Origin of the sequence: Novosphingobium sp. ERN07 (assembly GCF_012641335.1) — a bacterium.
Taxonomy (GTDB): domain Bacteria; phylum Pseudomonadota; class Alphaproteobacteria; order Sphingomonadales; family Sphingomonadaceae; genus Novosphingobium.
In genome coordinates this window covers 312,148-325,733 of sequence record NZ_JABAID010000003.1, presented here as the reverse complement: position 1 = coordinate 325,733, position 13,586 = coordinate 312,148, and the positions used below count along the sequence as shown (strand labels likewise).

Here is a 13,586-nt window from a genome sequence, read left to right as displayed (position 1 = left end):
CCGACTTTCAGGGCCGAAAGAAAAAGAATAGAGCGTTGCTCCCATATGGGAACTTCGCGTTGTGTTGCGGTGCGGCATCCCGCTGGCATCGTCCGCAACAGCGAAGTTCCCGGCCATGTCACAATTGCTTGATCGCCAGACGCTTACCCATCTTGAACGTCTCGAATCCGAGGCGATCCACATCATGCGGGAGGTCGTGGCCGAGGCGACGAACCCGGTCATGCTCTATTCCGTGGGCAAGGATAGCGCGGTGATGCTGCATCTGGCGCGCAAGGCGTTCTATCCCTCGCCGCCGCCGTTCCCGCTGCTCCACGTGGACACCACGTGGAAGTTCAAGGCGATGTACGAACTGCGCGACAAGATGGCGCAAACAAGCGGCATGGACCTGCTGGTCTACCAGAACCCCGAAGCGCAGGAACGCGGGATCAACCCGTTCGATCACGGCGCGCTCCACACCGACATGTGGAAGACCGAAGGGTTGAAGCAGGCGCTCGACAAGTATGGCTTCGACGCAGCTTTCGGCGGCGCGCGTCGTGACGAGGAGAAGAGCCGCGCCAAGGAGCGCATCTTCAGCTTCCGCACCGCCAGCCACGGTTGGGATCCCAAGAACCAGCGCCCGGAACTGTGGAACCTGTACAACGCCCGAAAAAACAAGGGCGAATCGATCCGCGTGTTTCCGATCTCGAACTGGACCGAACTGGACATCTGGCAGTACATCCACCTCAACAATGTGCCCATCGTGCCGCTCTATTTCGCGGACAAGCGCCCCACGGTTGAGCGTGACGGCATGCTGCTGATGGTCGATGACGAACGCTTCCCGCTCCTGCCCGGTGAAGAACCGGTGATGCGCTCGATCCGTTTCCGCACGCTGGGCTGCTACCCGCTGACCGGCGCGGTTGAGAGCGAGGCGAAGACGCTGCCGCAGGTCATTCAGGAAACGCTGCTGACCACCACTAGCGAACGCCAGGGCCGCGCCATCGACAAGGATGCGGGCGGTGCCGGCATGGAAGTGAAGAAGCAGCAGGGCTACTTCTGACGCTTCCCGCCTGAGCTGCGCCCCTTTCCGACCTGCGACCTCCGCCTACACGGGGGAACGGGAGATAGAACATGTCTGAAGTTGCAAACGCCGAACCCGTCTACGTCACCGATGCCCTGATTGCAGAGGACATCGACGCCTATCTCGATCAGCACCAGCACAAGACCATGCTGCGCTTCATCACTTGCGGGTCGGTGGACGATGGCAAGTCCACGCTGATCGGACGCCTGCTGTATGATTCGAAGATGATCTTCGAAGACCAGCTCGCCGCGCTGGAGAACGACAGCAAGAAGGTGGGCACGCAGGGGCAGGAGATCGACTTCGCGCTGCTGGTCGATGGCCTTGCGGCAGAGCGCGAACAGGGCATCACGATTGACGTGGCCTATCGCTTCTTCAACACTGAAAAGCGCAAGTTCATCGTGGCCGATTGCCCCGGCCACGAACAGTACACCCGCAACATGATCACCGGCGCGTCCACCGCCGATCTTGCCGTGATCCTGATCGATGCGCGCAAGGGCGTGCTGGTGCAGACGCGCCGCCACTCCTACCTGTGCCACCTGATCGGCATCCGCAACATCGTGCTTGCGGTGAACAAGATGGATCTGGTTGACTACGATCAGCAAGTCTTCGACGCCATCGTCAAGGACTATGCCGAGTTCGCGCGCGGCATCGGGATCGAAAACTTTACCGCGATGCCGATTTCCGGCTTCAAGGGCGACAACATCACCACCCGTTCGGCCAACACCCCGTGGTATTCCGGCCCGACGCTGGTCGAACACCTTGAAACGGTGGAAGTGCTGTCGTCGGTCGATGCTGACAAGCCGTTCCGTATGCCGGTGCAGTGGGTCAATCGCCCCAACCTCGATTTCCGGGGCTTCTCCGGCCTTGTCGCCACGGGCAGCGTAAAGCCGGGCGACGATATCCGCGTGCTGCCTTCGGGCAAGACCAGCAAGGTCACGCGCGTCGTCACGCTCGATGGCGATCTGGAGCAGGCGGTTGCGGGCCAGTCGGTTACCATCTGCCTTGCCGATGAGGTCGATTGTTCGCGCGGCGACGTCATCAGCCTTGCCGACAATCCGCCGCAGGCCGCCGACCAGTTCGAAAGCACGCTGGTGTGGCTGAACGACGAAGCGATGATCCCCGGCCGCGCCTATTGGCTGAAGCTGGCGACGCAGACCGTTTCGGCCACCGTGCAGCAGCCTAAATACGTCGTGAACGTCAACACGATGGAACATCTGGCAGCCAAGACGCTGGAACTCAATGCCATCGGTGTGGCCGAGCTTGCCACCGACAAGCCGCTGGTGTTCGAAGCCTATGCTGACAACCGTACGCTCGGCGGTTTCGTGCTGATCGACAAGATTACCAACGCCACCGTGGCGGCAGGGATGCTCAACTTCTCGCTCCGCCGCGCGCAGAACGTGCACTGGCAGGCGCTTGACGTCAGCCGCGAAGCACACGCCGCGCTCAAGAACCAGCGGCCCAAGGTGCTGTGGTTCACTGGCCTTTCGGGTTCGGGCAAATCGACTATCGCCAACCTTGTCGAAAAGAAGCTGCACGCCATCGGCAAGCACACCTTCCTGCTGGATGGTGATAACGTGCGCCACGGGCTGAACAAGGATCTGGGCTTTACCGAGGCGGACCGCATCGAGAACATCCGCCGCGTGGGCGAAGTGGCCAAGCTGATGACCGATGCTGGCCTAATCGTCCTCACCGCCTTCATCAGCCCGTTCCGCGCCGAGCGCGAAATGGTGCGCAGCCTGATGGCCGATGGCGAGTTCGTGGAAGTGTTTATCGACACTCCGCTAGAAGTGGCCGAAAGTCGCGACGTGAAAGGTCTCTACAAGAAGGCGCGTTCGGGTGAACTGAAGAACTTTACCGGTATCGACAGCCCTTATGAGGCGCCGGAAAGCGCCGAAGTGCGGGTCGATACCACGGCGGAATCGCCTGAAGACGCGGCGGAACGCATCGTCGCCATGCTGATCGGCTGAGGGAGCGCGCAATGACCACTCTGACCGACGCCGAACTTGCCGCGCACCTTGCCGAGGTGGCAGGCAAGCTGCTGCTGACCGTGCGCGAAAGCGGGATGCTCAGCCTCAAGAAGCTGGGCAAGGCGGGCGATGCCACCGCCAACCAGTTCCTTGTCCATGCGCTGCGCGAACAGCGCCCGGATGACGGGCTGCTGTCTGAAGAGGAAAAGGACAACCTTGATCGGTTGGCCATTTCGCGCACCTGGATCGTCGATCCGGTGGACGGCACGCGGGAATATGGCGAAGCGCGGGCCGATTGGGCCGTGCATGTCGGCCTTGCAGTGGATGGTGTGGCAACCGTTGGTGCGGTGGCGTTGCCGGGAGCGGAAATCGTACTGCGCACCGATCAGCCGCGCGAGGTTCCACCTGCCCCCGCCACTTTGCGCATGGTCGTCAGCCGCACGCGCCCGGCGCATGAAGCGGTGGCTGTGGCCGAAGCCATCGGCGCCGAACTCGTTCCGATGGGCAGCGCCGGAGCCAAGGCGATGGCGGTGATTCTTGGCGACGCCGATGTTTACCTGCATTCGGGCGGCCAGTTCGAATGGGATTCCTGCGCACCGGTCGCCGTGGCGCTGGCGCATGGCCTGCATTGTTCACGCATCGACGGCAGCCCGCTGGTTTACAATCAAGCAGACACCTACATGCCTGACCTGCTGATCTGCCGGAAGGAACACGCGGACATGGTGCTGGCAGAGATCGCCAAGGTTGCGCCGAAAGCATAGGTGGCGCGAAGCCCACCCCCAACCTCTCCCGCCTGTGGCAGGGGAGCGAGACTTGCTGAACGTAGTGAAGTTAGTCGTAGCGGCGAGGGTTTCTGACCCTGCACTAACCAATATGGTTTCACCGGGGAAACATCCAACAGCTTGACGCCTTCGCTCCCATATGGGAGCGAAGCGCATGGCCTTTACGCCCGCTGACCAGCGCGAACTCTATCTGCCCCTGATCGAGGGCATTCATGAAACGCCGCCGTTTGGCCTGTTCATGCGCAATCTGGTGGCGCGAACGGGCGCGCGCCACGCATTTCTGATCCTGACCCTGGCCAATGCCGCGCCCGATCAGGCGCCTGTGGTGATCCCCGTCAGCGCGCCGCGCGCCGCGCATGAACCGCCGCTCGATTTCCGCAGGCTCGATGCCTTGCGCCTTCACCCCCACCACGCGCTGCGCCCGGAACGGGTCTATGCGCTGGAAGAGATGCTCGATTACGATAATCCCGCCCAGCTTGCCCTGCAGCGTGAGGCGCTGGAAGACATGGGCATTCGCTATGCCCGCTGGTTGCGGGTCAGCGCGGGCGGCGCGGCGGATGGCTGGCTGGTGCTGGTGCGTCTGCGCGAGGATTTTTCGGCCGCCGCTGTATCGCTGCTATCGGCCATCGCGCCGCATATCGCATCGGCCCTGCGCACGCTGGTGGCGCTGATCGGCCAGCGATTGCAGACCAGCCTTGCGCAGGCCACGCTGGAGCGGATGGGCGTGGGCCAGATCGCGCTCGATGCCGAAGGACGGGTCATGGCGGCAGACCCGCTGGCTGAAAGCCTGCTGACCTTTCTGCCCGAACCCGGCGCGCGCGAAGGGCGGCGGCTGCAACTGCTGCCAGATGTGGCGCGCCAGCTTGAAAGTGCCTGCGCCGCTCTGGCCAGCGGCGATGGCGCGCCGGTGCAAGTGCTGCGCATCGATCCACGCCGACAGCTTGACCTGCTGCTGCGCCGGGCGGAGCTTTCGCTTGATGATCCGGCGGCCCGCCCCGCCGTGGTCGGCGCGGTGCGGCTTGACCGGCGCGAGGATGCAGAGGCCGGGGTCATCGCGCTGCGGGCGCTCTATGGCCTGTCCGCGCAGGAAGCCGCGCTTGCGCAGGCGCTTTCGCGTGGGGAACCGCTGGTGGCGGCGGGCCTTGCACTGGGCCTGACGGCAGAAACCGCGCGTAATTATTCCAAGCGCATCTACAGCAAGACCGGCACCGGTGGGCAGGCCGATCTGGTGCGACTGGTGTTGAGCGGTCCCTGCCCCCTGGCGTGATGTCAGACCCCAGCCGTGGCGGCCATGATCTGACGCCCGTCTTCGGCAAAAGCGCCCAGTTCGATAGCCTCGCCGCTGCCGCGCAGGACAAGGTGCAGCGGTTCACCGCAGATTGCGGGGGAAAGGCCCTTGAAGGCGAAGCGTTTCAGCGCGTTTTCCCCCAGCGTTCGCCGCGCAAGATCCAGCAGCAGCGTTGCCGTTAACGGGCCGTGGACAACCAGTCCGCGATAGCCTTCGACGCCTTGCGCGTAGGGCAAGTCGTAGTGGATGCGGTGGCTGTTGAAGGTAAGTGCGGAGAAGCGGAACAACAGGGCTTCTGTAGGCGTGACGGCGCGATGCGAGGCCCAAGGTGCAGGATCGAACGCCCCCTCACCCGGCCCAGGGGGGACCAGCGGCGTGCCCGCTGGCGCGGCATCGCGATAGACGACGGTCTGCACCTCACTCACCGCAAGCGCCTCACCGCAGAACGTTTCGTGCGCGATATCGACGAAGACCAGTGTGCCACTGTTGCCCGATTTCTCGGTGATCGCCGCGATGGTCGAGATGCGCTCGATCCGGTCATCTACATGCAGGGGCGCGGCAAATTCGACCTTGCTCGACGCCCACATCCGGCGCGGCAGAGGCACCGGGGGCAGAAAGCTTTCCGGCGTATCGTCGCGCAAAGGATGGCCATCGGCACCGAGCAGAGCGTTCGGCGCATCGGGCAGGCACAGGCACCAATGCACGCCTTGGGGCACGGCGCGATTCCGGGCCTCATCGCGATCCAGAGTGGCCAGCCACCGTCTGATCTGCCCCGCATCCACACGGTCTTCGCGCCGTTCGCTTCGCCCGATCCAGCGGTCCCACTGCGCCATCAGTTGCGCCCTTCCAGCAGCCCGCGCGCGATGACTTGCGCCTGAATTTCGGCCGCGCCTTCGAAGATGTTGAGGATGCGCGCATCGCACAACACGCGGCTGATTTCGTATTCCAGCGCATAGCCATTGCCGCCGTGAATCTGCAACGCGCTGTCCGCATTCGTCCATGCCGCGCGCGCCGCCAGCAGCTTGGCCATGCCTGCTTCGATATCACAGCGCTTGCCCGAATCCTTGGCGCGTGCGGCGGCATACGTCAGTTCGCGCGCCATGATCGTGTCGACAAGGCTCATTGCCAGCTTGTCGGCCACGCGGGGGAAGTGGACGATGGCCTTGCCGAACTGCTTGCGCCCCAGCGCATAGTCTAGCCCCAGTTCCAGCGCGCGGCGCGCCACACCCACGGCGCGTGCGGCGGTCTGGATGCGCGCGCCTTCGAACGTGCGCATCAGTTGCTTGAAGCCCTGCCCTTCCTCACCGCCCAGCAGGGCATCGGCGGGCGCGCGCATCCCATCGAACTGCAGCGCATATTCGCGCATTCCGCGATAGCCCAGCACTTCGATCTCGCTCCCGCTCATTCCCTCAGCCGGGAACGGTTGCGCATCCGTGCCGCGCGGTTTGGGCACCAGCAGCATGGAAAGACCGGCATAGCCCTTCGCATCGGGCAGCGTGCGCGCCAGCAGCGTCATCATATCGGAACGCGCGGCGTGGGTGATCCACGTTTTCGCGCCATCGATCACCCAGCCTTGTCCATCGCGTCGCGCGCGGGTTTGCAGCGAACCAAGGTCTGACCCGGTATCGGGTTCGGTGAACACGGCGGTCGGCAGCACTTCGCCGCTGGCAATGCGGGGTAGCCAGTGCGCCTTCTGCTCTGCCGTGCCGCCCAGCACGATCAGCTCGCCCGCAATCTCTGACCGCGTGCCGAGCGAGCCGGCGCCGATCCACCCGCGCGAAAGCTCTTCGGTCACCACGCACATTACTAGCTTGCCCATCCCAAGGCCGCCGAACGCTTCGGGGATGCACACGCCGAACGTGCCAAGATCGGCCATTGCCTGCACGGTTTCATCGGGGATCAGCGCATTGGCAAGGTGCCACTTGTGCGCGTCGGGCAGAATAGCGGCATCGGTGAAGCGGCGGAACTGGTCGCGGATCACATCGAGATCGCTTTCGCCCAACCCGTCAGAAGGCCACTGCCCTGCCGCCAGCGCATTGACTACGGCGCCGCGGGTTGCGGCGTGATCCGCATCGATCATCCCGGCGCAAGCTGCTGCCAGCGTGCTCGCCGCCGCGCCAAGGCCAAGGTCTGCGGGGCGGAAAAGTTCGTTCTGGCCCATCGGTAATCCGCCGACGAGTTGCGCCAGCGTTTCCGCAAAGGCGAGCCGCGCCACATCGGCATCGAGCGTGGTGTTTGAACGCGCCGCCCAATCCGCCACGGCCTCAAGCGCGGCAACGCTGGTTGCTACCCAGGCAAAGCCGTGGGCGGCGCGCTGGTGCCGATCGATGCGGCCATCGCCAACTCGCTGCTCCAGAGCGGCCCTTGCCGCGTCCCTGAAGGTGCGGGCGGCATCGAGTTCGTGCGAAAACATCCTCATCCTTTTATGCATTGCCGAACATAAGCACTGCTATTATCGCCACAACATGCGAGTCAACGTGGCCTTCTTGTCATCTGATGTCGGGCGGCTGTTCCGCAAGCGTTTTGGCGTGGCCGCGCGGCATTTTGGCGTCACCGGGCCGCAGTGGCGGATGTTGGCTGCAATCCAGCGCGATCCGGGCAGTAATCAGGGCGCATTGGCAAGCTGGCTGGAAGTGGAACCGATCACCGCAGGCCGCATGATCGACCGGCTCGAAAAGCTGGAACTGGTCGAGCGGCGCGATGATCCGGCTGATCGGCGGCGGTGGCTGCTATACCTTACGGCAAAGGGGGAAGACCTGATGCAGCGCATGGCAACTTGCGCGCAGGCCACGCTGGCCGATGCCGTATCGGGCTTTTCGGATGCCGAACACGCCCAATTGCTCGCCCTGCTTGATCGGGTGCGCACCAATCTTTCGGACGATCCTTCACTGGAAGTGAATAATGGCTGAAGCAGACCCCTTTCCCCCTTCGGAAGTGCAAAGCAGCGCGGGCGGTGCCGTGCCGCAGAAGAAGCGCCGCCTGCGTTCGGTGCTGATGCTGGCAGGGCCGTTGCTCGCGGTGGGTGCCGGACTGTGGTACTGGTTCGGGCAGCCCGGCGTGGTGGAAACGGATAACGCCTATATCAAGCAGGATATCGTCGGCGTGGCGGGCGAAGTTTCGGGCCTGATCACCAAGGTCAACGTGCGTGAGAACCAGCATGTGAAAGCGGGTGACGTGCTGTTCACCATTGATCCGTCCACCTTCAACGCCGCGATCCGGCAAGCCGATGCGCAGATCGCGACGGCGCAGGCGCGAGTCACTGCGCTATCTGCGGATGTGACGGCAAAGGCCGCCGATCTTGCCGCTGCGCGCGACGATCTGGCGCTGGCGCAGGCCAACCACGACCGTGAAAAAGCGCTGATGGACAAGGGTTTCAACACCCGCGCCCGAATGGATGCCGCGCGCCATGCCGTTGCCGTGGCGCGGGACCGGATCGTGGCGATTGAGGCAAGCGTGGCGCAGGCGCGCGCGGAACTGGCCAATGGGGCGCAAGTGCCCGGCGTCAATCCCGCCATCGCCGCTGCACAGGCCGGTCGGGCCAAGGCATCGCTCGATGTCGAACGCACCGTTGTGCGTGCGCCTGCCGATGGCGTCGTCACGCAGATCACGCGGTTGCAGGTGGGACAGATGGTGTTTCCCGGTGTCCCGCTGGTTTCGCTGGTGCGCGATGGCAGCGCACGGGTGGAAGCGAACTTCAAGGAAACCGACCTCAATCACATGCGCCCCGGACAAAGCGCGGATATTCGCATCAATGCCTATCCCGGCCTGAAGCTGAAGGGCCGCGTCGAATCCATTGGCGCGGGCACCGGGTCGGAGTTCTCGGTCCTTCCGGCGCAGAACGCCACAGGCAACTGGGTGAAAGTGATTCAGCGCGTGCCTGTTCGCATTGCCATTGATGGCAAATCGGAAAGGCCGCTGATCGCAGGTCTGAGTTCCGACGTCACCGTATATGTCGGCAAATAACGCGAGCGGTGCGGCGGATACGCCGCCAATCGTTTCGCGCAATCGTCCGCTGATGCTGATCGGCACGATGGCCGCGATGGTCATGTATGCGCTCGATACGACCATCGCCAACGTGGCTCTGCCGCATATGACCGCATCGCTGGGGGCCACGCAGGATACGATTACCTGGGTGCTGACGAGCTATGTACTGGCCTCAGCCGTGGCGCTACCGCTGGCGGGTTGGCTGGTGGACCGGCTTGGCATTCGCATGATGATGCTGGCATCGGTCCTGCTGTTCACCGTGGCATCCATGCTGTGCGGGGTGGCGCAAAGCCTTGAACAGATGGTGCTGTTTCGCATGCTGCAAGGGCTGGCAGGGGCGTTCCTTTCGCCATTGGCGCAGACCGTTACGCTCGATTCCAGCACGGCGGCGGAACGTCCCCGGATGATGGGTCTTTATACGCAGGGCGTGATGCTGGGGCCGATCACCGGCCCGATCATCGGTGGCTATCTGACCGACAATTTCGATTGGCGCTGGGTTTTTTATGTGAACCTGCCGGTCGGCATCCTGTGCTTTTTGCTGCTGCTGCTTTACCTGCCCAAAACGCCCACGCGCGAACGCCGGGTCGATTTTCGGGGCTGGCTGCTGGTGGCCATCGCGGTTTCATCGGTGCAATTGATCCTTGATCGCGGGCTGACGCTCGATTGGTTCGCTTCGGCAGAGATCGTGACGTATGCGGTGCTGGCCTTTGGCGCGGGCTGGCTGGCGCTGTTCCATCTTTCGGGCACGGCAGAGCCACTGTTCCCCACCGCGCTGTTCCGTGATCGCAATTTTACCGTCGGGCTGGCCTTCATGTTTCTGGTCGGCCTTGTCATGATGTCGGTCATGGCATTGCTGCCGGGACTATTGCAGCAGATCTATGGCTATACACCCTTTCAGGCGGGGCTGCTGCTGGCTCCACGCGGGATTGGCATGTTGGCGTCGATCACGCTGTTCGGTCGCTTCATGGCCAAGGTCGATGCGCGGCTGCTGCTGGCGCTTGGCTTGCTGCTACTGGGCGCATCGATGTGGACGATGACAGGGTGGTCGATAGAGATGCCACGCGGGCCGATCATCGCGGCGGGGCTGCTGCAAGGACTTGGCCTCAGCTTCACGTTCATGCCGCTCAACCTGATCTCGTTCGCCACGCTTTCACCGCAATATCGCACAGATGCGTCCAGCCTTGGCAATCTGATGCGCAATATCGGGTCTTCCATCGGCATATCGGCCGCTTCGGTCGAACTGGCGCGCAATATCCAGATCAACCACGCAGAACTTGGCGCACACGTGACGCAGGCGGCGGTGCCATTCAATCTCGACCAGCTTGGCGCCTATGGCACGGCAGGCGAAGCCGCGTTGCGCGTTGCCGATGGCATGGTGAACCAGCAGGCGGCGATGATCGCCTATATCAACGATTTCTATGCAATTGCGCTGGCCTGCCTTGTTGCCATTCCGCTGCTGTTCTTCGTGCGTATCGCCAAGACACAGCGCTGAGGAAGACAGTGCTCTCAATTCGGTGACGGCGCAGAAATTCAGTTGGATACGACTGAGGCAGGCTTGGAAGACCATCCGCTTATCAGCGCGCTACCCGGCGGCGGCTTTATCGCGGCATGGACCAGAAGCGATCAATCAGTGGAAAGCACCGACGTGTTCGTGCGCGGGCAAGCATTCTATGTCGGCACCGCTGTGGCCAGCGTCGATCACCACCTGATCGACAATCCCGCAACCGGCGCGCTGCTTTATGACGCTGATGGCAAAGGCGGTGCGGCACAGATCCAGATCGCCATACTCAGCGGCCTGCCCGCGCTTGCCGCTGGCGATATCTGGCTGATCTGAACGCTGTTTCACCAAACCAAAAAAATGGGGGCCGGCTTGCGCTGGCCCCCGTGGAAAGTTTGGGAGAGGATGCCTGAAAGGCAGGCTCCTTATCCATTGTGACACCGGTTTCCGCAAGTGCGAACCGCGCTATCGCAATTGCATTTCACGCAACTGATGATCGCTTCGCCGCCGTCACTGTATTGCTGAGCAGGCAGGCGATGGTCATCGGCCCCACGCCGCCCGGAACCGGCGTGACCGCCTTGGCATGGTCAAGTTCGTGCGTCGCGCAATCGCCCACGATCTTCGTGGTGCCATCGTGATCGACCACGCGGGTAATACCCACGTCGATCACCACCGCTCCGGGCTTTACCCAATAGCCGCGCACCAGATGCGGCGCGCCCGCAGCCGCCACGATCACATCGGCCTTGCGTGCCACATCGGGCAGATCGCGCGTTTCGATGTGGGTGACGGTCACCGTCGCCTCACGCTCCAGCAGCAGCATCGAAACCGGTTTGCCCACGATGTTCGACTTCCCGATCACCACTACGTTCAGACCGCGATAGTCGTCGATCACGCTATCGAGCAGCATCATGATCCCCAGCGGGGTGCAGGGCACCAGCCCACCCGTTCCTGTGGATAGCCGCCCGACGTTTACCGGATGGAACCCGTCCACATCCTTGCCCGGATCGATCCGGTCAAGCACCAGCGCCGCGTCGATGTGCTTGGGCAGTGGCAACTGCACCAGAATGCCATGCACGCCCGCATCGGCGTTCAGCGTATCGATCAGCGCGAGAACATCGGCCTGCGGTGTATCGGCGGGCAGGCGATGTTCGATGGAATTGATCCCCGCCTTGCGGCACTGCGCGATCTTGCGCCCGACATAGACCTCGCTGGCCGGATCATTGCCGACGAGGATCACCGCCAGCCCCGGCGCAGGTGCGCCCGCTGCAACCATATCCGCCACATCCGCGGCGGTTCGCGCAAGCACTTGCGCGGCCAGCGCCTTGCCATCGATAATCTCGGCCATTGCCTGTTACCTCACCCTCTCAACCGATGATATTGTATGTGTTGCATACAAATATATCAATCGGTCTTTTAGGCAGACACCGCTTCGGGCACGACATCGGCCAGAACGTGGGCCAGCGCCCGCGCATTCAGGTCACGCGCCTTGGCCTCGCTTTCCGCTTCGGTATAGCAGCGCAGTTCGGGCGCGTTGCCTGATGGGCGGAAGTGGACCACCGCGCCATCGGCAAAGCTCATGCGGTATCCGTCGGTCGTGTCGATCCCGGTGGGGAAGCCCGCAATTTCGCCAAACAGCCGCGCGATCCGGGCCAGCTGCTCGTCCTCCTCGCCGCTGGAAAGCAGCGCGATCAGCGCCGCGCTATGCGCCTGCGGAAAGTCCGCCACGCGATCACTAAAGGTGTAGCGCGGCGGCAGTTCTGCCACCACATCGGCAATCGGCTTCTCCTTTGCCGCCTGCACTACCGCCACGATGGGGAGCAGGGCATCGCGCGTCGGCAACGCCGCCAGTGCGCCCACCGCTGATCCAAGCAGGAAGCCGCCGTTCGCCTCATACCCGCAAACGCAAGCCGCAGGATCAGCCTCAGCCGCATCCATCATCGCCGCGATCACATAGGGCGATCCGATGCGCGTGCGCACCACCTTCGGAACCGCGCCGCTCATTTCCAGCACGGTGTTGGAACTGACCGGCGTCACCGCCACGTCCGCCCCCACCGCGCGCGCGCAAAGCAGGCCCACCACGTCGCCGCGCAGCCACACGCCCTGCGCGTCCGATACGAGAGGGCGGTCTGAATCGCCATCGGTGGAAATGATCGCATCGACCTTGTTCGCCGCCGCCCATTCCGCCGCCAGCGCGATATCCTCCGCCCGGATGGCTTCGGTATCAACCGGCACAAACACCGTTTCGCGCCCGAAAGGAACCGCTGTGCCGCCCAGGGCCGCAACCGCGCGTGCCAGCACATCGCGCCCCACGGCGGTGTGCTGATAAATTCCCACCGTCAGCCCTTCCAGCGCATCCGCGCCGAAATGCTCAACATAGCGGTGAATATAGGCCGGCACCACATCGGTCACTTCTGGCAGGTCCACCGGTGCCAGCAGACTGTCATCATTGCCGAACCGTGCGGGATCGACCGTCACGCGCTGCGAAACGATCCCCGCTTCGTCGCTTTTCAGCACTTCGCCATGCGGACGATAGAATTTGATGCCATTGCGGTCTGCCGGAATGTGGCTGCCGGTGACCATGATCGATGGCATCGCATTTCCCATTGCGTGCAGCGCCAGCGCAGGCGTTGGCACTTTGCCGCAATAGACCACCTCACCCCCGCAATCGCGCACAGCGGTGACGCAGGCGGCGATGATGCGCGGTGTGCTGTCGCGCAAGTCGCCTGCAATTGCCACGCTGTCTCCGGCAGAGAACTCACCGATCTGGCGCAGATACTGCAAAAACGCCGTGGCATAGGCGTGGCACAGCTTGTCGGTCATCGCGCTGGCCAGTCCGCGCACACCGCTGGTGCCAAAGGGCACGCCGCTCTGCGCCATCAGTTCGGCCACGGTTGCTCCGCCATTATCGTTCATCGTCAATCAGTTCCTACTGTCACTTGCCTGCTTCGACTGTTCCAGCCGCCCGCTTCTGAACGCATTTGCCACCGCAACGGTCCCCAGTTAGCCCCCC

General features: G+C 63.3%; 12 protein-coding genes. 8 read left to right on the top strand and 4 right to left on the bottom strand.

What is annotated here, in order from left to right; all coding sequences use genetic code 11:
• Positions 1 to 115 precede the first annotated feature (115 nt).
• The 4 genes from cysD to HGI47_RS06890 all read left to right on the top strand — a co-directional run bounded on the left by cysD (position 116) and on the right by HGI47_RS06890 (position 5,073).
• Complete coding sequence (cysD, locus tag HGI47_RS06905; protein ID WP_168852064.1) at positions 116 to 1,036, top strand: sulfate adenylyltransferase subunit CysD; 921 nt, start codon at positions 116 to 118, stop codon at positions 1,034 to 1,036.
• 71 nt (positions 1,037 to 1,107) lie between these two features.
• Positions 1,108 to 3,024, top strand: a complete 1,917-nt coding sequence (gene cysN / locus HGI47_RS06900) for a sulfate adenylyltransferase subunit CysN (protein ID WP_168852063.1) — start codon at positions 1,108 to 1,110, stop codon at positions 3,022 to 3,024.
• 11 nt (positions 3,025 to 3,035) lie between these two features.
• Positions 3,036 to 3,785 (top strand): 3'(2'),5'-bisphosphate nucleotidase CysQ, encoded by a 750-nt coding sequence (locus HGI47_RS06895; RefSeq protein WP_168852062.1) that lies wholly within the window; start codon positions 3,036 to 3,038, stop codon positions 3,783 to 3,785.
• A 175-nt stretch (positions 3,786 to 3,960) separates the two neighbouring features.
• A complete protein-coding gene (locus HGI47_RS06890; protein ID WP_168852061.1) occupies positions 3,961 to 5,073 on the top strand; it encodes a LuxR family transcriptional regulator in 1,113 nt (370 codons plus the stop codon).
• Between the two features lie 2 nt (positions 5,074 to 5,075).
• Here HGI47_RS06890 and HGI47_RS06885 read toward each other — a convergent pair whose 3' ends face one another.
• Complete coding sequence (locus tag HGI47_RS06885; RefSeq protein ID WP_168852060.1) at positions 5,076 to 5,927, bottom strand: MaoC family dehydratase N-terminal domain-containing protein; 852 nt, start codon at positions 5,925 to 5,927, stop codon at positions 5,076 to 5,078.
• Positions 5,927 to 7,507: an acyl-CoA dehydrogenase family protein gene (locus tag HGI47_RS06880; RefSeq protein ID WP_370521654.1), complete on the bottom strand. Its 1,581-nt coding sequence runs from the start codon at positions 7,505 to 7,507 to the stop codon at positions 5,927 to 5,929. Before HGI47_RS06880 ends, HGI47_RS06885 begins: the two co-directional genes overlap by 1 nt.
• A gap of 52 nt (positions 7,508 to 7,559) precedes the next feature.
• Here HGI47_RS06880 and HGI47_RS06875 point away from each other — a divergent pair, with 52 nt between their 5' ends.
• Genes HGI47_RS06875 through HGI47_RS06860 form a run of 4 tightly spaced genes read left to right on the top strand, consistent with a single transcriptional unit; the run spans position 7,560 to position 10,912 of the window.
• A complete protein-coding gene (locus HGI47_RS06875) occupies positions 7,560 to 8,003 on the top strand; it encodes a MarR family winged helix-turn-helix transcriptional regulator (protein WP_168852058.1) in 444 nt (147 codons plus the stop codon).
• Positions 7,996 to 9,057, top strand: coding sequence for an HlyD family secretion protein (locus HGI47_RS06870; RefSeq protein ID WP_168852057.1), 1,062 nt, complete (start codon positions 7,996 to 7,998; stop codon positions 9,055 to 9,057). The genes HGI47_RS06875 and HGI47_RS06870 overlap by 8 nt, the downstream gene beginning before the upstream one ends.
• Positions 9,044 to 10,570: a DHA2 family efflux MFS transporter permease subunit gene (locus tag HGI47_RS06865; protein WP_168852056.1), complete on the top strand. Its 1,527-nt coding sequence runs from the start codon at positions 9,044 to 9,046 to the stop codon at positions 10,568 to 10,570. Before HGI47_RS06870 ends, HGI47_RS06865 begins: the two co-directional genes overlap by 14 nt.
• 42 nt (positions 10,571 to 10,612) lie before the next feature.
• Positions 10,613 to 10,912 carry a hypothetical protein gene (locus tag HGI47_RS06860; RefSeq protein ID WP_168852055.1) on the top strand — a complete coding sequence of 100 codons (300 nt, stop codon included), beginning with the start codon at positions 10,613 to 10,615 and terminating at the stop codon, positions 10,910 to 10,912.
• Between the two features lie 145 nt (positions 10,913 to 11,057).
• Here HGI47_RS06860 and HGI47_RS06855 read toward each other — a convergent pair whose 3' ends face one another.
• A complete protein-coding gene (locus HGI47_RS06855) occupies positions 11,058 to 11,921 on the bottom strand; it encodes a bifunctional 5,10-methylenetetrahydrofolate dehydrogenase/5,10-methenyltetrahydrofolate cyclohydrolase (RefSeq protein WP_168852054.1) in 864 nt (287 codons plus the stop codon).
• Between the two features lie 68 nt (positions 11,922 to 11,989).
• The gene (locus HGI47_RS06850; RefSeq protein ID WP_240950036.1) at positions 11,990 to 13,489 is read right to left on the bottom strand and encodes a phosphomannomutase; all 1,500 of its coding nucleotides are present in this window, start codon (positions 13,487 to 13,489) and stop codon (positions 11,990 to 11,992) included.
• Positions 13,490 to 13,586: the final 97 nt, after the last annotated feature.